At 74.5% G+C, this 17,128-nt stretch carries 19 protein-coding genes; 10 read left to right on the top strand and 9 right to left on the bottom strand.

The window, feature by feature from the left end:
- The first annotated feature begins 16 nt into the window (after nucleotides 1-16).
- On the top strand, nucleotides 17-970 hold the full coding sequence (locus ACFQ46_RS08980) for an N-acetylmuramic acid 6-phosphate etherase (RefSeq protein ID WP_380259153.1): 954 nt from the start codon (nucleotides 17-19) through the stop codon (nucleotides 968-970).
- On the opposite strand, the gene murF is transcribed toward ACFQ46_RS08980, so the two are convergent.
- Nucleotides 920-2,209 carry a UDP-N-acetylmuramoyl-tripeptide--D-alanyl-D-alanine ligase gene (murF, locus tag ACFQ46_RS08975; RefSeq protein ID WP_380259238.1) on the bottom strand — a complete coding sequence of 430 codons (1,290 nt, stop codon included), beginning with the start codon at nucleotides 2,207-2,209 and terminating at the stop codon, nucleotides 920-922. The genes ACFQ46_RS08980 and murF overlap by 51 nt on opposite strands.
- Before the next feature lie 119 nt (nucleotides 2,210-2,328).
- On the opposite strand from murF, the gene ACFQ46_RS08970 reads away from it, so the two are divergent.
- From ACFQ46_RS08970 to ACFQ46_RS08950, 5 genes are read left to right on the top strand one after another with little or no spacing between them, the layout of a single operon-like run.
- A complete protein-coding gene (locus tag ACFQ46_RS08970; RefSeq protein ID WP_380259237.1) occupies nucleotides 2,329-2,952 on the top strand; it encodes a M15 family metallopeptidase in 624 nt (207 codons plus the stop codon).
- Nucleotides 2,949-4,064, top strand: a complete 1,116-nt coding sequence (gene alr, locus ACFQ46_RS08965; RefSeq protein WP_380259152.1) for an alanine racemase — start codon at nucleotides 2,949-2,951, stop codon at nucleotides 4,062-4,064. The genes ACFQ46_RS08970 and alr overlap by 4 nt, the downstream gene beginning before the upstream one ends.
- Nucleotides 4,065-4,105: 41 nt before the next feature.
- The gene (locus ACFQ46_RS08960; RefSeq protein WP_380259151.1) at nucleotides 4,106-5,083 is read left to right on the top strand and encodes a D-alanine--D-alanine ligase; all 978 of its coding nucleotides are present in this window, start codon (nucleotides 4,106-4,108) and stop codon (nucleotides 5,081-5,083) included.
- A 26-nt stretch (nucleotides 5,084-5,109) separates the two neighbouring features.
- Nucleotides 5,110-6,330, top strand: coding sequence for a sensor histidine kinase (locus ACFQ46_RS08955; protein WP_380259150.1), 1,221 nt, complete (start codon nucleotides 5,110-5,112; stop codon nucleotides 6,328-6,330).
- Nucleotides 6,327-6,983 (top strand): response regulator, encoded by a 657-nt coding sequence (locus ACFQ46_RS08950; protein ID WP_380259149.1) that lies wholly within the window; start codon nucleotides 6,327-6,329, stop codon nucleotides 6,981-6,983. Before ACFQ46_RS08955 ends, ACFQ46_RS08950 begins: the two co-directional genes overlap by 4 nt.
- A 3-nt stretch (nucleotides 6,984-6,986) precedes the next feature.
- Here ACFQ46_RS08950 and ACFQ46_RS08945 read toward each other — a convergent pair whose 3' ends face one another.
- Nucleotides 6,987-9,158: a putative bifunctional diguanylate cyclase/phosphodiesterase gene (locus tag ACFQ46_RS08945; protein WP_380259148.1), complete on the bottom strand. Its 2,172-nt coding sequence runs from the start codon at nucleotides 9,156-9,158 to the stop codon at nucleotides 6,987-6,989.
- 131 nt (nucleotides 9,159-9,289) lie between these two features.
- On the opposite strand from ACFQ46_RS08945, the gene ACFQ46_RS08940 reads away from it, so the two are divergent.
- Complete coding sequence (locus ACFQ46_RS08940; protein ID WP_380259147.1) at nucleotides 9,290-9,625, top strand: hypothetical protein; 336 nt, start codon at nucleotides 9,290-9,292, stop codon at nucleotides 9,623-9,625.
- Between the two features lie 49 nt (nucleotides 9,626-9,674).
- Nucleotides 9,675-10,535, top strand: a complete 861-nt coding sequence (locus tag ACFQ46_RS08935) for an NAD-dependent epimerase/dehydratase family protein (RefSeq protein WP_380259146.1) — start codon at nucleotides 9,675-9,677, stop codon at nucleotides 10,533-10,535.
- Between the two features lie 32 nt (nucleotides 10,536-10,567).
- Here the strand turns inward: ACFQ46_RS08935 and ACFQ46_RS08930 are convergent, their stop codons facing one another.
- Nucleotides 10,568-10,780: a hypothetical protein gene (locus ACFQ46_RS08930; RefSeq protein WP_380259145.1), complete on the bottom strand. Its 213-nt coding sequence runs from the start codon at nucleotides 10,778-10,780 to the stop codon at nucleotides 10,568-10,570.
- Nucleotides 10,781-10,807: 27 nt separating this feature from the next.
- On the opposite strand from ACFQ46_RS08930, the gene ACFQ46_RS08925 reads away from it, so the two are divergent.
- Both ACFQ46_RS08925 and ACFQ46_RS08920 read left to right on the top strand, forming a co-directional pair.
- Nucleotides 10,808-11,569 (top strand): GNAT family N-acetyltransferase, encoded by a 762-nt coding sequence (locus ACFQ46_RS08925; RefSeq protein WP_380259144.1) that lies wholly within the window; start codon nucleotides 10,808-10,810, stop codon nucleotides 11,567-11,569.
- An 80-nt stretch (nucleotides 11,570-11,649) separates the two neighbouring features.
- The gene (locus ACFQ46_RS08920) at nucleotides 11,650-12,801 is read left to right on the top strand and encodes a hypothetical protein (protein ID WP_380259143.1); all 1,152 of its coding nucleotides are present in this window, start codon (nucleotides 11,650-11,652) and stop codon (nucleotides 12,799-12,801) included.
- A gap of 81 nt (nucleotides 12,802-12,882) precedes the next feature.
- On the opposite strand, the gene ACFQ46_RS08915 is transcribed toward ACFQ46_RS08920, so the two are convergent.
- From ACFQ46_RS08915 to ACFQ46_RS08890, 6 genes are all read right to left on the bottom strand, one after another.
- Complete coding sequence (locus ACFQ46_RS08915) at nucleotides 12,883-13,536, bottom strand: DUF3618 domain-containing protein (RefSeq protein WP_380259142.1); 654 nt, start codon at nucleotides 13,534-13,536, stop codon at nucleotides 12,883-12,885.
- Nucleotides 13,512-13,946, bottom strand: a complete 435-nt coding sequence (locus ACFQ46_RS08910) for a phage holin family protein (RefSeq protein ID WP_380259141.1) — start codon at nucleotides 13,944-13,946, stop codon at nucleotides 13,512-13,514. The genes ACFQ46_RS08915 and ACFQ46_RS08910 overlap by 25 nt, the downstream gene beginning before the upstream one ends.
- On the bottom strand, nucleotides 13,943-14,818 hold the full coding sequence (locus ACFQ46_RS08905) for a hypothetical protein (RefSeq protein WP_380259140.1): 876 nt from the start codon (nucleotides 14,816-14,818) through the stop codon (nucleotides 13,943-13,945). Before ACFQ46_RS08905 ends, ACFQ46_RS08910 begins: the two co-directional genes overlap by 4 nt.
- 94 nt (nucleotides 14,819-14,912) lie before the next feature.
- Complete coding sequence (locus tag ACFQ46_RS08900) at nucleotides 14,913-15,635, bottom strand: hypothetical protein (RefSeq protein ID WP_380259139.1); 723 nt, start codon at nucleotides 15,633-15,635, stop codon at nucleotides 14,913-14,915.
- Nucleotides 15,636-15,746: 111 nt separating this feature from the next.
- Nucleotides 15,747-16,172: a YsnF/AvaK domain-containing protein gene (locus tag ACFQ46_RS08895; protein ID WP_380259138.1), complete on the bottom strand. Its 426-nt coding sequence runs from the start codon at nucleotides 16,170-16,172 to the stop codon at nucleotides 15,747-15,749.
- A 40-nt stretch (nucleotides 16,173-16,212) separates the two neighbouring features.
- On the bottom strand, nucleotides 16,213-17,121 hold the full coding sequence (locus ACFQ46_RS08890; RefSeq protein ID WP_380259137.1) for a DUF2382 domain-containing protein: 909 nt from the start codon (nucleotides 17,119-17,121) through the stop codon (nucleotides 16,213-16,215).
- Nucleotides 17,122-17,128: the final 7 nt, after the last annotated feature.

Below are 17,128 nucleotides of genomic sequence, written 5' to 3'. Positions count from 1 at the left end.
GTGCGAGCCTGAGCCGGTGACCAGCCCGACCCCGGCGTCCGAGACCGCAGACCTGCCGACCGAGCAGCGCCACCCCGGCACCGCCCACCTCGACGAGGTCGACAGCCTCGAGGTGCTGCGGATGCTCAACGACGCCGACCGCGGGGTCGCCGACGCCGTGACGGCCGTCCTGCCGCAGCTCGCGGCCCTCGTCGACGCGACCGTCGCGGCCCTGCGGCGCGGGGGCGGCGTCCACTACGTCGGCGCGGGCACCTCCGGGCGGCTCGCGGTGCTCGACGCCGCGGAGCTGCGCCCCACCTTCACCCTCGAACCCGGCCGGTTCGTCGCCCACCTCGCGGGGGGCGAGCGCGCCCTCACCGACGCGGTCGAGAACGCGGAGGACGACGAGGACGCCGGAGCCGCGGCGGTGGCGTCGCTCGGTCCCGACGACGTGGTGGTCGGGATCGCCGCGTCGGGACGGACCCCCTTCGTGGCCGGGGCGTTGCGCGCGGCCCGCGCCCGCGGAGCCACCACGGCGCTGGTCGCGAACGTCCCCGCCCCGCGCCTCGCGGGGCTCGCCGACCACGTCCTCGCCGTCGACACGGGTCCCGAGGTCCTCACCGGCTCGACCCGGTTGAAGGCCGGGACGGCGACGAAGATGGTGCTCAACGGGTTCTCGACCGCCGTCATGGTCGGGCTGGGCCGCACCTACTCGAACCTGATGGTGTCCCTGGTCGCCACCAACGCCAAGCTGGAGGCGCGCAGCGTCCGCGTCCTGCAGGAGATCACGGGACTGACCGCGGCCGCCGCCGCGGAGACCCTCGCCCGGGCGGATGGTGAACTGCCCACCGCGCTGGTCGTGGCGCTCACCGGCCGCGACCCCGCCGCGGCCCGGGAGGCGCTGGCGCGGACGGACGGTTCCGTGCGCGCCGCCGTCGCGCTACCGGGGGAGCAGGGCGTCGGCGACGCGTTCCAGCCGTTCCGTCCGTGACGCCTTGACCAGCACGACGTCGTCGGGGGACAACCTCTCCCGCAACACCTCCAGCGCGGCCCCGGGGTCCGCGACCCACGTGCCGCCCGCCGCGAGGTCCTGCGCGCCGGGACCGACCCCGACGACGTCGACCCCGAGGCGGCGGGCCAGCGCGCCCACCATCCGGTGCCCCCTCCCGCTCGCCTCGCCCAGTTCCCGCATGGCGCCCAGGACGGCCACCCGGTGCCCGGAACCGCCCACCGCGGCGAGGGCCCGCAGCGCGGCGGCCATCGAGGCGGGAGCCGCGTTGTAGCAGTCGTCGAGCAGCAGCCCGCCGTCGTCACGACGTCGGGGTTGCAACCGGCGTTCGCCCGCGCCCGTGCGTTCCAGCCCGGCCACGACGGCCTCCACGGGGGTTCCCGCGGCCAGGGCGAGGGCGGCGGCGCAGGCCGCGTTGGCGACCTGGTGCGCGCCGACCACCCCCAGGCGCACCGCCACCGGCGTGTCCCCGGGGTGCAGCAGGAAACTCGCCCGGCCGACCTCGTCCAGCGTCACCGCGCTCCAGCCGACGTCCCCGCGGGTTCCGAACGTCACGACCCGCGCCCAGGTGTGGGCGGCCATCGCCAGCACCCGCGGGTCGTCGGCGTTCAGCACGCAGACCCCCGAGGTCGCCTGCGGCAGTTCGCGCTTCGCCGCCGCCAGCAGGTGCGGGCCACCGAACCGCTCGAGGTGGGAGTGCCCGAGCGCCGTGACGGCGCTGAGGTCCGGCGGGGTGATCCCGGCCAGGTAGGTCAGGTGCCCGACGGCGCGGGCCCCCATCTCCACCACCAGGTCGCCACCGCGGGCGGGCAGCCGCAACGCGGTGAGGGCGACCCCGAGCTCGTTGTTCTGGTTGCCGTGCGTCGCCGTCGCGCCCGGCAGGATCGCGGCCAGGAAATCCTTCACCGCCGTCTTGCCGTGCGAGCCCGTCACGGCGAGGACCCGGGGCGCCCGGCGCGCGACGACCGCGCGAGCCAGCCGGCCGAGCGCCACGGTCGGGTCCGCGACGACCACCGTCGGCGCGGACGTCGGCCGGGAGCCGAGGACGGCGTGGGCCCCGCCCGCGTGGTCGTGGCCGTCGACCCGCGTCCCCGCCACCGCGACGAAGAGCCCGTCCTCGACGGCACGACGCGTGTCGAGGTAGGCGGACCCGCGGACCAGGAGGTCGGGGTCACCCACGACGAGGCCGTCCACGGCGGTGGCGATCTGCTGCAGCGTCATCTCGAGCACACCCCGACGCTGCCCCACCGGCGGGCGGGGACGCCTCCACCTCGAGGACCGGACGTCGGTACCTGCGGGTGATCCCGCGGTACCCGTCGTCACCGCAGGCTGAGGACGTGATGAACGTCGAACTGCTGATGAGCGACCCGGTGGTGGTCGCGGTCCCCGTGCGGGAGGACGGCGATCCGCTGGTCGTCCTGGGCCCCGGGTTCGGACCCGCCGGCGCCCGGGTGCGCCGCGCCGTCGCGGCCCGGCTCGCCCTCGCCCAGGACGGCCTGCCCCGGGGCACCTCGTTGCGGGTGGTCGAGGGTCTCCGGGAACTCTCCGCCCAGCGGGCGATCATCGCCACCTACTCCGCGCAGGTCCGTGCCGCCCACCCCGACGCCGACGACGACCTCGTGCACCACCTCACCAGCCGGTTCGTCGCCCCCGTCGCGGTCGCCCCCCACGTCGCCGGTTCCGCCGTCGACCTCACCCTCGTCGACGAGCGGGGCCGGGAACTCGACCTGGGCACCCCGATCGACGCGACGCCCGAGGACTCCCGCGGTGCGTGCGCCACCGCCGCGCCCGTCGGTGCGACCGCCCGCCGCCACCGCGAGGTCCTGGGGGACGTGCTGCTCGCCGCGGGGTTCGTGAACTACCCCACCGAGTGGTGGCACTGGAGCTTCGGGGACCGCTACTGGGCCGCCGTCACCGGAGCGGAGCACGCGCTGCACGGTCCCCTCGAGGAGGTGCGGTCGTGAACTCCACCCTCGCCGCGGCGCCCCGCACGGGGTCGGCGACCGTGGGGCTCGACCTCGCGGCCGTGACCCGCAACACCCGCCTCGTCCGGGGTCGCACGTCGGCGGCCGTGATGGCGGTCGTGAAGGCCGACGGGTACGGCGTCGGGGCCCTCGCCGTCGCCCGCGCCGCCCTGGCCGGCGGGGCCACGTCGCTCGGGGTGACCGGCGTGGCGGAGGCCCTGGCGTTGCGCGCGCAGGGCGTGACCGCGCCCGTGCTGAGCTGGCTGAACCCCTCGGACACCGACTTCCGCCCCGCCGTCGCCGCCGGTGTCGACCTCGCCGTCCCCGGTCTCGCCCACCTGCTCGGCATGCCGCGCGGGGCCCGCGTGCACCTGCACCTGGACACCGGGATGACCCGCGACGGCGCCGCGGTGGGGGAGTGGGCACGGTTGTGCGAACAGGCCGCCGCCGCGCAACGCTCCGGCCGCCTCCACGTCGTCGGGGTCATGTCGCACCTCGCCTGCGCCGAGGACCCGCGGGAGAACGCGCTGCAGCGCAGCCGGTTCGAGGACGGTCTCCGCGTCGCCCGGCGCGTGGGACTGGAACCCGACGCGCACCTGGCCGCCACCGCCGCCACCTTCGCCGACCCCTCCTCGCACCACGACCTCGTGCGGATCGGCGCCGGTCTGCTGGGCATCGACCCCACCGGGACGGTTCCGCTGCGCGGGGCCGTCACGTTCCGGGCGCCGCTGACCGCGGTGCGCCGGGTGCGGGCGGGAACCCCCGTCGGCTACGGCCGCACCTGGTACGCGCCGCGGGACACGACCCTCGGGCTCGTCCCCCTCGGCTACGCCGACGGCGTCCCGCGCGACCTCGCCGCCGAGGCCGAGGTCAGCGTCGCCGGCCGTCGCTGCCGCGTCGTCGGGCGGGTGTCGATGGACCAGACGGTCGTGGACCTCGGGCAGCTGGCGGACCTGCCCGCCCCCGAACTCCTCCTCGGCGCCGACGTGACCGTCTTCGGCCCCGGGGACGACGGCGAACCGCGACTGTCGGACTGGGCGCGCTGGAGCGGCCGTCTCGACGCCGAACTCCTCGTCGGCCTCGGCCGCCGGGTCCACCGCAGCACCACCTGACCCACCCGCACCGCGGGGGGAGAGAAACGGAGTTCTCCGACGTGAACAGTTCCACCCTGGACCAGGGGCAGATCCGGGTCGCGGTCGTCGGCGGCGGCCGCAACGGCGAGCACGACGTCTCCCTCGCCTCGGCCGCCGCCGTCGCCGCCGGGCTCGAGGAGACCGGCCACCACCGGGCCGTCCGGTTGACCGTCGACCGCGACGGTCTCTGGCGCGACGACGAACTGCGCCCGCTCGGCCTCGCCGGGGCCGTGCGCGTCCTGCAGACCTGCGACGTCGTGTTCCCCGTCCTGCACGGGGTCCACGGGGAGGACGGGACCCTCGCCGCGCTCTGCGAACTCGCCGGGGTCCGCTACGTCGGTTCCGGCGTCGGCGCGGGCGCGCTGGCCCTGGACAAGTGGGCGACGAAACTGATCGCCGGGGCCGTCGGCGTCGCCACCGCCCCCGGCCGGCTGCTGGCCGGTTCCGCGGACCGGGAGGAACTCCTCGCCGCACCCTGGGGCGGACCCGTGGTGGTCAAACCCGTCACGGCGGGTTCCAGCCTCGGGGTGTCGTTGGTCCGGGAACCCGGCGAACTGCCCGCGGCGCTCGCGAGCGCCGTCGCGCTGGACGACCGGGTGCTCGTGGAGGAGTTCGTCGTGGGCCGGGAGTTCTGCGTCGCGGTCCTGGCCCGGCCGGACGGGACGCGGCGGACCGCGCCGATCGAGGAGGTCGTGCGGGACGGCATCTTCGACCACGCGGCGAAGTACGGCGGCCACCCCGACATCCGGCTGCCGGCCGACCTCGACCCGTCCGAGGCGGGCGCGCTGGAGGCGGCGGCGGTCGCCGTCTTCGACGCCCTCGGCTGCCGGGGACTGGCCCGGGCGGACTTCTTCCTCACCGCCGACGGGGTGGTGCTGAACGAGGTGAACACGACACCGGGGTTCACGGCGCACTCGGCGGCGCCGTTGATGTTCGCGGCGGGCGGTCTCGGGTACGGGGACCTCCTCGACGTGCTCGTCCGCGACGCCCTGGTGTGAGCGCCCGGGAGACTACGGTGGTCCCGATGGACGACCTCGACGAGACGACCCCGGCGCGCCGGTTCGGTCCCGACGTGCTGCTCGGCCTCCTCACCGCCGGTGCGGGTCTGGCGGAGATCTGGGTCCGGACGGACTCGGGCTACGAGAGCGCGAGCCCGTTCTTCGTCCTCCTCGTCGCGCTGACCGTGGGGATCGCCCGGCCGTTGCCGGGGATCGCGTTGGGCCTGACCTGGCTGACGGGTCTGCTGCAGCTGACCCACTCCGTCCCGATGCTGCTGTCGCAGGCCTTCATGCTCTTCGTCGCGTTCTCGGCGGCGCGGTGGGGTGGTCCCCTCGTCCTGGGGTTGTCCGGCGTCTCGATCGTCACGGGCACCCTCGTGGCCGCGGGGGCGTTGTTCAGCGGGTACTACTACCCGGGGATCCTCGTCCGGCGTCAGGTGGAGTTCGCCTTCAACCTGTTCGGGACGGCGGCGACGCTGGTCGTCCTGCTGCTCGTGCTGGCCGCCGCCTGGCTGGCGGGGCTCGCGCTGCGTTTCCAGGGCAGTGCCGCGACGTCGCGTCGTGAACGCGTCGCCGCCGAACGGGAATCGGCGCAGGCCCACCTGGAGACCGCGCAGGCGTACGAGATCGCGCGGTTGCGCGAGGAGCAGGCCCGCCTGGCCCGCGACGTCCACGACGTCGTCGGGCACTCCCTGGCCGTGATCCTGGCCCAGGCGGAGTCGGGTCAGTTCCTCCCCGACCACGACCCGGCGGCGTTGAAGGCGACGCTCGGCACCATCGCCGGGACGGCCCGGGCGTCGTTGCGCGACGTCCAGCAGGTCCTCTCGGCCTCGGCGGAGCCGCCGGCGCCGGGGCGGTTGCAGAGCCTGGTCGAGGGTGCGCGGGGGACGGGTTTCCGGATCGTCTCCTCGACCTCGGGGGCCGAGCGTCCGTTGCCGCCGGAACTCGCGGCCGTCGCCTACCGGGTGCTGCAGGAGATGCTGACGAACGCCCTCCGGCACGGGGACCGCGACGCCCCCGTGACCGTCGTCCAGCGGTGGCCGGGGGAGTCCTCCGGCCCCGGGAACCAGTGGTTGGAGCTGCACGTGAGCAACGGGATCCCCGCTGCGGGGGGCACGACCTCGGCGGGTGGGCGGGGCGTCGAGGGGATGCGGCGGCGCCTCGAAGGCGTCGGTGGCGGCCTGGAGGTCGCGCCCGGCCCGGCGGGGCGGTTCTCGGTGACGGCGCGGGTTCCGGTGCGCGCGTGATCTCGGTGCTGCTGGTCGACGACCAGGACCTGTTCCGGGCCGGGGTCCGGGTCATCGTCGACGCGCAGGAGGGGTTGCACGTCGTCGGTGCCGCGGGCGACGGGCTGGAGGCGGTGCGCCTCACCGAGGAACTCTCGCCCGACGTCGTGCTGATGGACCTGCGGATGCCGGAGATGGACGGGGTCGAGGCGACCCGGCAGATCTTCCTGCCCGAACGGGTGGCGCGGCGGGCCGCGCCGGTGCGGGTGATCGTGCTGACGACGTTCGACCTCGACGACCGGGCGGCCACGGCCATCCGGTACGGGGCGAGCGGGTTCCTGCTGAAGGACACCACGCCCGCGCAGCTCGCCGACGCCATCCGCACCGTCCACGCCGGCAACGCCGTCCTGGCCCCGGGGGACCTGACGCGGCTGCTGGAACGCGACCTCACCGCGACGAGACCCCCGCCGCCGCAGTTCCTCGCCCTGACGGTGAAGGAGCGCGAGGTGTTCGACGCCGTCGCCCGCGGGCTGTCGAACGCGGAGACCGGCCGGCTGGTGTTCGTCTCGGAGTCGACGGTGAAGACGCACGTCGGGGCGATCCTGCGCAAGCTCGGGCTGCGGGACCGGGTGCAGATCGTGGTCTTCGCCTACGAGAACGGGTTGACGGGGTGAGCGTCACACGACCGCGGGAGTGCGTCCGCGCAACCACCGCAGGAACTCGCCCGCCGGGACGGGCCGGCTGTGCAGGTAGCCCTGCGACTCCTCGATGCCGAGCCCGCGCAGCAGCTCCAGGGTGCCGGTGTCCTCGACGCCCTCGGCGACCACCCGCAGACCGAGGTGGTGGGCGAGGTCCACGGTGCCGGCGACGATCGCCGTGATCCGGTCGTCGACGAGGGCCCGGGAGGTGAACGCCCGGTCGATCTTCAGCTCGGTGGCGGGCAGGTTGGCCAGGTAGGCCAGCGAGGAGTAGCCGGTGCCGAAGTCGTCGATGCTCAGCGAGAACCCGCGGGCGGTGATGTCGCGGCACGTCGCGAGGGCCCGTTCGGGTTCGTTCATCAACGAGGTCTCGGTGACCTCGACGACGATGCGCGAGGGGTCGGTCCCCTCGGCCAGTTCGTCGAGGAGTTCCAGCAGCTGCGGGTTGGACAGGTAGGTGCTCGACGTGTTGATGGAGAGCCGCAGGTCGTGCCCGGCCGCGCGCCACCCCGCCAGGTCGGCCACCGCGCGGCGGGCGACGTGGACCGTCAGGGCCGGCATCAGACCGCGTTCCTCGAGGACGTCGAGGAACGCGCCGGGGGCCAGCAGACCGAGGCGGGGGTGGTTCCACCGCACGAGGGCCTCGACGCCGACGACCTCGTCGTCGACCAGGGACACCTGCGGTTGGTAGTGCACCTCGAACGCGTCCGCGGCGCCGGGGCCGGCGTCCGCACCCAGCGCCTCGTGCAGTTCCTCCGACAGCAGCACCCGGCTGCGCCAGGCGCGGTCGGTGACCTCGTCGTGCAGCGCGACGCCGAGCCCACCGACCTTCGCCGTGTACATCGCCCCGTCGGCGCGGCGCAGCAGCTCTTCACCGCTGAGGCCGTCGGCGCCGGTGCTGGTGGCGACCCCGACGCTGGCCCCGACGGTGTGGGCGACGACGGAACCGAGCACGACGTCGACCCGGGACACGGCGGCGAGCATCGAGCCGGCCGTCGTCACGGCCTCGGCCGCGTCGGCACCGGGCAGCAGGACGGCGAACTCGTCGCCGCCGAGGCGGGCCAGCAGCGCCGGGTGGGGGAGCACCGCCCCCAGCCGCATGGCCGTCGCGGTGAGCAGCTCGTCACCCGCGGCGTGGCCGTGCTGGTCGTTGACCTCCTTGAACCGGTCCAGGTCCAGCAGCAGCACCGCGAACGGCGAGCCCTCCCCGGCGCTGCGGCGCAGGCGGTCGAGGAACTCGCGGCGGTTGGCGAGACCGGTGAGGTCGTCGGTGCGGGCCTGCCGGCGGGCCCGGTCGTGGTCGGCGAGGTCGCGGACCAACCGGACCAGCCGTGCTCCCGACCCGGCGATGGCCGCGGCCCCGAACCACAGGGCCCAGTGCGCGGGCCCCAGGCCCAGCCCGGCGCCGACCAGCGCGACGAGACCGAGCACCAGACCGGTGGAGCTGACCAGGGGGACCGACAGGATGCGGTGCTGCTGGTGGCCCAGCGGGATCGGGGGCAGGCAGGCGGCGACGGCGTAGGAGAGGGTCAGGCACGCCCACGCCGCCCAGCAGGCGAGGACGACGCCGAGCTCCGGGCCGTGCAGCAGGTAGACGACCTGGGTCACCAGGACGGACCCGACCGCGCCGGCGACCATCGTGGCCCGGCCGCGCAGGCGCCGGGGCAGGGTGAGGGAGAAGAACGCCACGGCGGTGAGCAGGACGGCGAGCGAGGCGACGTGGACGACCCGCAGCTGCTGGGCCGGACCGGCCGTCGCGTCGGGGAGGGCGAGGGCGACGTTGGCCAGCCCGGCCAGACCCAGGACGCAGCTCGCCCCGGCCAGCCAGTCGACGCGCCCCGAGGGACGGCTCTTGTCGTGGGCCCGGTACCACTGCGAGATGCCGTGGTAGAGGAAGAAGCAGCCGGCGGTGCTACTCACCCGCAGGACGAGGACGGCACCGGGACCGACGCGGCCGACGGACGCACCCAGCAGCACCAGGACCGTCTCGAGCACGCTGCTGGCGGCCAGCAGGCCCAGACCGAGGCGGTAGGACGCCCACGTGTCCCGCGCCGGGGTCCGCGTCCGGCGCTCACGGGCCGCCCGCCGGGCGACGACGAGGAACGAGGCGACGACGACGAGGGTGCGCAGCACGATGAGAGCCGCCAACACGTCGATGTCCTCCCGGTGGTGCGTCGTCCGTCCCCACGTCCTCGGCAGTGCGGTCGCCGGAGTTGAGGGTCCGAACGGGTCCGCACCCCCCTCCGGAGGCGCGATGTTCGAACATCGACCAGACTGCTGACGTGAGTGAGAACGTGCAGGCGACCGGGAACCACGACCGCGGCCCCGGTTCGGGTACCTGGGGTGGCACGGGCTACGTCCGGCAGGAGCTGGACCCGGCGCTCGCGGCCTGGTGGCAGGCGTTGCCGATCCCGACCCGCACGGCGCTGGCCGCGGTGCGTCCCGGTGAGGTGCTCTCCCGGGAGGCGGCGGCGGCGCTGGCCGCGACCGGACTCGTCTGCCCCGAGGTCGTCGTCGTCGAGGACGGACGCCGGGTGCGACGTCGCATCGCCTCCCGCGACGTCATCGCGACCGTGCTGCGGGTGCGCCTGAACCACTCCGAGCGTCGCCTCGTCTGACCCCGCCGCACCGGGTGCGGTCCCCCCGCCGAGGCGGTGGGATGGGCCGGTGAGCAGACGGTTGGTGGTGACGGGCGCCGGTGGGGCGCTGGGGGCGCGGTTGGTCCCGCGCGCGGTCCGCGCCGGGTGGGAGGTCCTCGCCCTGGACACCGGACGAACCGTGCCGGAGTCCGAGGGCGTCGAGCCCCGCTCCGTGGACGTCACCGACCCGGTCGCCCTGGCCGAGGTCTTCGCGGGGGCGGGTGGCGTCGTCCACCTCGCCGCCCGGCCGAGCCCGCTCGGGCACGACCCGCACGACGTCCTCTCCCTGAACGTCGGCGGCACGTGGGCGGTGCTGCTGGCCGCCGAGACCGCCGGGGTGGAGCGGGTCTGCCTGGCCTCCAGCATCAACGCCACCGGCGCCGCGTTCAGCGCCGCCCCCCGCTACGACTGGTTCCCGGTCGAGGAGACCCACCCCAGCTACAGCGAGGACCCCTACGCGATCTCCAAGTTCCTCGGCGAGCAGGCGGCCGACGCCTTCGCCCGTCGCCGTCCCGCGGCGGTCCTCACCAGTCTCCGCTTCCACGGCCTGCGCGAGCGGTACGAGCAGGACGACCCGGGACGGGAGGCCGAGCGGCGCAAGGACCTCTGGGGCTGGGTGTCCTTCGCCGCGGCCTCCGCGGCGTGCCTGCGCGCGCTGGGGCGCAGCCGGCCCGGGCACGTCGTGGCCAACGTCGTCGGCGCCCGCACCGTCAGCCCGGTCCCGACCGCCGAACTCGCGGCGCGGTTCCACCCGGGGGTTCCCTGGCGGTCCGCCCCGACGGGGAACTCGTCCTTCTACGCCACCGACGTCGCGGCGCGCGAGCTCGGCTGGGACGCCGCCGACGACGACCCGGTGATCACCGCCGCCGAACGACCACGGACCGCCTGACCGCGCCGCCACCACGGGCAGGTGGAGGGCGGTCAGCCGGGCTCCGCGCGCAGTTCCCCGAGAGCTGCGGCGAACTCCGGGGGCTGGGCGTAGGCCCCCTGTCCGATCGAGGGGGCGTGCAACCCGGCCGCCTGCAACGACCACGCCAGGTGCGGGGGGAGGGGCTGGCCGTCGGCGATCCCGGCGACCGTGCGCCGGGTTCGTGCGTCGGCCTCGGCCCACCACTGCGAAACGCGCTGGTCCACGGCGCCAGCGTCGCACAGGCTGTGGCCGTGGAGATCCCCGGACCGCTCGTGCGCACCGCCCACGCCGACGCCTGGGCCGTGAGCTCGGGCGGTCGACCCGGTGGCGCCCACGCCGAGTTCGGCGGCGCCCGGACCGCCTGCAGCGGAACGGACTTCGCCCAGTACAACGCGGCCGACCTGGACGACCCCGCCCGGACCGACCCCCTCGCCGTCGCGGCCTGGTTCGCGGCCCGCGCCACCCCGTGGGCCTGGCGGCTGCCGGCGTCGACGCCCTGGCCGGACGGTTGGCCGGGCGGGGAACCGATCGTCCGGCAACGCCTCGCGGGCCTGTGGCCCGCGAGCTCCCGGCCGGTCGACGTCCCGGCCGGGACCTCGGTGCGGACCGCGTCCGCGGGGCAGCCGGGGGACCTGGACGCCGTCGTGGCCGTCGACGTCGCGGCCTTCGGCGGACCGCCCGGGGCGGCCCGGGAGTGGCTCGGCGGGCTGCTCGCGAACGGGCGCGTCGAGGTCGCGATCGCCCACGTCGACGGGGTCCCCGTGGCGAGCGCCCACACCGTGCGCTCCGACGGCCGGGCCGGGCCGGCGGTGCTGCTGGCGGGGGTGGCCGTCCTCCCCGCGGCCCGGCGGCGGGGGATCGCGGCGGGGTTGTCGTCCTGGCTGCTCGGGCGCGCCTTCGCCCGAGGCGCCGCACTGGCCCACCTGCAACCCGACGACGACCGCGCCGCCCGTGTGTACGCGCGGCTGGGGTTCACCGAGGTCGAGGCGCTCGACGTCCGCACCGCCGGCTGAAGCGCCACGCCGTCGCGGAGGTGGCGCCGCGGGCCACCACTACGCTGGGGCCTCCGACCGTCCCCGGCCCAGAGGTACCCGTGCCGAAGAAGAAGAAGTCCCACGGCCACCCCGCGCAGCGGGCCGCCACCGGCACCCAGATGTCCCCGTTGCGGGCCGGCGGCAAGGTCCTCGGCGACCTGCAGGTGCCGTTCCGGCGCTTCCTGGAAGCCGAACTCCTCGACGACGCCGAGGCCGGCGAAGCACCCCTGGAGGTCGGTGACCTCGAGGCGAGGCTCATGGAGTCCCTGGGCTGGCTGGTCCTGTCCCTGGAGCTCGACCCGACCCCGGCCGCCGCGCGCCGGTTCCACCCCGAGGAGCTGCAGGAACTCTTCACCGAGATCGTCCCCGCGGTGGCCGAGCACAACGAGCTCGACGCCCAGGAACTCGTGGACGAGAGCCGCGTCGCGTGGACGTCCTACCTGATGTTCCTCGGGGAGACGGAGGAGTGGGCCGGTGAGCCCGAGGAGCTCGCCGACTGCCTCGACGTCGCCTCCGGGGGGGTCGCGGGCACCACCTCCGGGCGGGGCACCGTCCTCGACGCCCTGCAGGCCGCGGAGCTCGCCGTCCCCACCGAGACCCGGCTCGAGGACCTCTCCTCGCTCCCGGTCGTGGCGGCCGGACTCGCCGCCCTCGGCGAACTGGCGCTCGGCGTCGAGGCGGGGGAGCCCGAGGCGGGTCCGGCGATCGACGTCCTCCGCCGCCACCTCGAACCCTTCGCGCCCGCCCTCGACCCCCTGGTCGAGTGGGCCGAGCTGCTGACGAACGAGGTCGTCGTCGTGGTGGACGGGAAGACCACCGTGCCGGCGCTGGACGACGTCGACCACCGCTGCGACGTGGCGACGACGATCCTGGCCTCGGCCGTCAGCGGCACCCTGGCCGCGTCGGAGTCGCCGGCGGCGATCGTCGGTGCGCTCTCCGCCGTGACCGCGTCCGTGCTGGACCCGATGACCTCGGGCCGCCTGCGGGAGCTGCTCACCGAGAGCGGCGACGAGGACGAGTTCGAGACGACGTCGGCGCTGCTCGCGCGGATCGTCGACCTCGGGGTGCTGTCGTCGGTGGAGCCGTGGACGGCCCGCCCCGGTCTGGCCGGTGCGGTGCTGGACGTCGTCGACGGGTTCTTCGGGCCCGGCGAGGAGGACACGGACGACACGGACGACACGGAGGACGCGGGCGGCGTGACCGACGCCTGACCGACGCCCCCGGACGCACGAGAGGGCACCGGCGACCGCGAACGGTCCACCGGTGCCCTCTCGTCGTCCGTCCCGCCGCCGTCAGGAGCGGGCGGTGTCCTTCGCGTTCTGGGTGACGTCCTGCGCCGCGCTGGTCCCGTGGTCCTTCACGGTCCCGGCCGCGTCCCGGGCGTCGCCCTGCACGGTCCCGGCCGCGTCCCGGGCGTCGCTCTGCACGGTGCTCGCCGCGTCCTGCGCGGTCTCCTTCACGGAGGCGGCCGCGTCCTTGGCCTTGGCGCCCAGCGAGGAGCCGATGTCGGACGCGGTGGCCTTCGCCTCGTCGAGCAACGGCTGACCCTGGGTCTTCGCCTTCTCGAGCACCGCGCCGGCGGCCTCGGTCTCCTGCTCCGAGGCCGGGATCAGCGCGGAGAGCAGCCACCCGGCGCCGAAGGCGATGAGCCCGGCCGCCATGGGGTTGCCCCGGGTGCGCTGCTTGACCGCGGCCTTGCCGTCGGAGGCCCCGCCGCGGCCGGAGTCGGCGGCGTTGCGCGCCGTGTCGGCCACGTCGTGGGCGCTGCCCATGACGCGGTCCTTCACCCCGGCGATGCCGGTGGCGACGTTGGCCTTGGCCTTGTCCACCTGGCGCTGGGCCACGTTGGAGGGGTTGAGGCGGTCGGTCAGCGCGTCCAGGTCGTTGGAGAGCTGGCTCCGGGTGCCTTCGATGTCCTGCTTCAGCTGTTGCGGTTCTTCAGCCATTGCACGTCCTCCTTGAGGCTCTGCTGGGTGTTGTCCAGGGGCGGGGGGATCTTGCGGAGTTCCTTGCGGCCGGTGACGGCGAGGACGGCGGCGATCACGGCCCACACGACGGTCACGATCAGCGCCGACCAGCCGTAACCGATGAGCCCGCCGAGGGCGATGACGACCAGGGCGGAGAGGGCGATGAGGAACAGGTGCCCGGCGACGCCTGCGCCGGCGAGCATGCCGACGCCCTTGCCGGCGGTCTTGGCGTCCTGGGTCGCCTCGGCCTTGGCCAGGGCGATCTCCTGGCGCACCAGGGTGGAGAACTCGCCGGTGATGCTGCCGACGATGTCGCCGAGGGACCTCTCGTCGCCTTCCTGCCGGTCCGTTCCTCCCGGCGGCGTGGCGGCCGTCGCGCCGCCGCTCACGGCCGGGTGTCCGGGGTGACGAACGGCGCGTCCTCGTCGAAGAGCGGCGTGGTGGGCCGGGTGCGGGTCACGATGGCGTCCGTCTCGGAGTACGGCGCCGAGGTGGGCACGGTGGTGGGGGTGGCCTGCACCTGCGGAGTGGTGACCGGCGCGGTGACCGGCGTGGTCTCGGTGGCGGTCGTCGCGTCGTGGTGGGACTTCGCCCCGCGCGTCAGCCGTCCTGCGACGACCCCGGCCAGCACGGCACCCAGCAGGAAGGTCCCGGGCTTGCGGCGGGCGAAGGTGCGCGACTGCTCCAGCAGGTCCGCCGCGTCGTGGTTGGTCAGGTGGGAACCCCAGCTGGAGGCCCGGTCCCCGACCTGGCGGACGACCTGGGTCGCGTAGCCGGAACCACCACCGGCGCCGGCCATGTCGCTGAGCTCCGAGCCCGCACCGGTGAGGAACTCGGCGAGGCGGTCCCGGACGCCGTCGGACTGCTCGCTCAGCTGGCGACGGAGGTCACCGAAGAGGTCGGCGGCCTGGTTCTTCGCCTCGCCCAGGACGTTCCCGGCCTGTTCCTTGGCCGTGCCGGCCACGTTGGCGGCCTGCTCCTTGGCGGTCCCGGCCACGTTGGCGGCCTGTTCCTTGGCGGTCCCGGCGACCTCGCCGGCCCGCTGCTGCGCCTGGTCCTTGACCGCTGCGGCCTGCTCGGCGCGGCCACCGGTGCCCTCGTGGGCACCGCCGTCGTTCACCTCGTACCCGGTGGAGGACGGTGCGGCGGCGTGGGCGCCCGTCTGGGGGTCAGCGGGGGTCGTGTGCCCGGTCAGTGCGTCGTAGGCGATCTCCGACGGCTTCTGGTCGGTGCCGAACTCTGGTCCCGTTCCTTGGGACATGCGTTCCTCCTCGTGCGATGGCGGAGTTCTCTCCGCAGTGGTGGGTTGACGTGTCGGTGGGTCCGGCCCGCCGGGGTGCGCAGGGAGCGCGCGGTCAGCGGCCGAGTCCGGCCCGGTCCACCCGTCGGTGGAACCTCATGCCGGCCAGTCCGCCCAGGACCGCCCCGACCAGCGCGACGACCGCTGCGGCGACGACGGTGATGACGGCCCCGGCGGTGAGCGACCCGGAGTCGATCGGGATGCGGGGGAAGCTGTTCAGCCGCCCCAGGACGTCGTACTTGTCACCCGCGACGGCAGCCAGGACGGCGACCACCACGGCGATGACCACGGCCCAGGCCCAGACCGCGAAACCCTGCTTGACCCCGTCGAAGCGGGCCATGCGTCCTGCGACGTACCCGCCGCAGAAGTACGCGACCAGCAGGACGACCAGGACGGCCACGGCACCGGCGATGCCGATGGTCGCGGCATTCGTGGTGGCGGAGTCCGCCGCCTGCGACACCGCGCGCCCCAGGTCACCGGAACCGGGCAGCCCGACGGCCGTTCCGGTCGCTGCGATCAGGGCGGTCAGCAGGACAGCCGTCCCGGTCGCGGTCAGCCAGCCGAAGAACGCCGAACCGACCTTGATGCCGCCGTGGGCGTTCTTCTCCCGGTTGAGCACCGAGGTGCGGTCCATGGGGGTGCGCGACGTGTCGGTACCCGCCCTGTCGTCCTTGCGGTGGATCACCTGGGGTGCGTCGTCGTGGACCCGGGGCCGCCCGTGGTGGTCGTCGTGGCCACCCGTGGCGGCGTGAGCGCCGTCGCTGCTCGGTGTGCTCATCTGTGGCTCCTCGTCAGGGTTTCCCGGAGAGGTGTCCGGAATGCGAACGGCGCCCCGGACGGTGTCGTCCGGGGCGCCGGTGTTCTCCAGCGTGCTGTTCCAACGAGCGTGTCACGTACGGGTGACGTCGACCACCTCGGTGGCGAGTTCCACCGCGACCACCTCGTCCCGGGTCGCGGTCCTGACCGCCACCCAGACCCGTTCGACGGGGACGACCCTGAGGGTGACCTCGGGAACCTCCTCGTGCAGGACGATGACGAGTTCCGGGGAGACCTCGCCGTCCGTGACGGGGAACTCGTCCGACAGGGGCTCGTGGGTGACCACGAGCTGCTCCACCCGGACGGGGACCTCGATGGTTCGCGTGGTCGTGACGATCCGCTTCGTGAAGCGCACCTTCTCGACCGGGACCCGTCGGGTGGTGATGCTCAGTCGTTCCTGGTGCAGCACCACTTCCGCACCGACCTCGGCGCCGACATCAGCTGCGGCGGAGGGGTTTCCGGCGAGGAAACCCTCCTGGGCCGAGTTCGGGTTCTCCATCGTGTGTCCTGACGTCGAGGTCGGTGCGAGGCGGTCCGGGTCAGTCGCGGGGGTCGTGCTTCCCCGTGGTGCCGGTCTTGACGGTGCTGTCGGCGTCGAGGTCGATCTGCTCCTCGCGCAGCTCCGCCTGGACGGTCTCGGTGCTCTCGACGGTCTTGGTGCCGACCTGGACGCGCTCGACGGGGACGACGTCCTTCTCGGCGATGGCGCGCTCCTCGGTGAGGACGACTTCGTGCTCCTCCTCGGTGAGGTCGCCACCGGAGAGGGCCGCGCCGCGGTTCGCCTCGGTGATGGGTTCCCGGGTGACGACGACCTCTTCGTGCGAGACCGGCACGGTGCGGGAGACGTTCTCGGTGGTGATGTACTTGCGCAGGCGTGCCCGGCCCGCTTCGCGGGTCTCGGTGCCGACGCGGAGTTCTTCCTTGGAGCGCGTCATCGCGTTGTCGGTGTCGGGGCCGGACGTGTCGTGTCCGCGGCCCGAGCCCTCGGTGAACTCCTGCGTCGTCCCCGCGGTGCCGCCCGTCGTCTGCCCGGTGGTCCCGAGGGTGCTCTCGCGGTCGGTCGAGGTGTACTCGCCCGTCGCGTACTCACCCGTGCGGGTGTTCGCGTCCGAGGTGTCGCCGACGGACCCGTAGGTGTCGTTCATTCCGTAGTAGCGGTAGAGGTCGGCCTCGTCGGTCTCGCTGAGTTCCGCACCCGGGTCGTGGTGGGGGGCGTTCTTCACCATGGCCTTGTCGAAGGGAACGGTGACGGTGTCGCCGGACACGGTGGCCTGGGCCAACGGCAGCAGGGAGACGTTCGAACCGAAGAGCCCGGTCTTCACGGAGATCCACTCCGGGTCGCCGCTGCGGTTGTCGAGGTAGACCTCGTCGACCTTGCCGATCTTGTCCCCGTCGCTGCCGGTGACGGTGGCGTTGAACAGGGTGTCGGGGGTGTAGTCGCGGTTCATGGGTGTT

It is taken from the genome of Kineococcus sp. GCM10028916, from assembly GCF_042674865.1.
In the GTDB taxonomy this organism is placed as follows: domain Bacteria; phylum Actinomycetota; class Actinomycetes; order Actinomycetales; family Kineococcaceae; genus Kineococcus.
This window is presented reverse-complemented; position numbering and strand designations above follow the sequence as displayed.

Excerpts from the sequence above, each read along its gene's own strand:
- murF (WP_380259238.1), bottom strand. The coding sequence starts at position 2,209 with ATGACGCTGCAGCAGATCGCCACCGCCGTGGACGGCCTCGTCGTGGGT.
- ACFQ46_RS08970 (WP_380259237.1), top strand. The coding sequence starts at position 2,329 with ATGAACGTCGAACTGCTGATGAGCGACCCGGTGGTGGTCGCGGTCCCC.
- ACFQ46_RS08955 (WP_380259150.1), top strand. The coding sequence starts at position 5,110 with ATGGACGACCTCGACGAGACGACCCCGGCGCGCCGGTTCGGTCCCGAC.
- ACFQ46_RS08915 (WP_380259142.1), bottom strand. The coding sequence starts at position 13,536 with ATGGCTGAAGAACCGCAACAGCTGAAGCAGGACATCGAAGGCACCCGG.
- ACFQ46_RS08905 (WP_380259140.1), bottom strand. The coding sequence starts at position 14,818 with ATGTCCCAAGGAACGGGACCAGAGTTCGGCACCGACCAGAAGCCGTCG.
- ACFQ46_RS08900 (WP_380259139.1), bottom strand. The coding sequence starts at position 15,635 with ATGAGCACACCGAGCAGCGACGGCGCTCACGCCGCCACGGGTGGCCAC.
- ACFQ46_RS08895 (WP_380259138.1), bottom strand. The coding sequence starts at position 16,172 with ATGGAGAACCCGAACTCGGCCCAGGAGGGTTTCCTCGCCGGAAACCCC.
- ACFQ46_RS08890 (WP_380259137.1), bottom strand. The coding sequence starts at position 17,121 with ATGAACCGCGACTACACCCCCGACACCCTGTTCAACGCCACCGTCACC.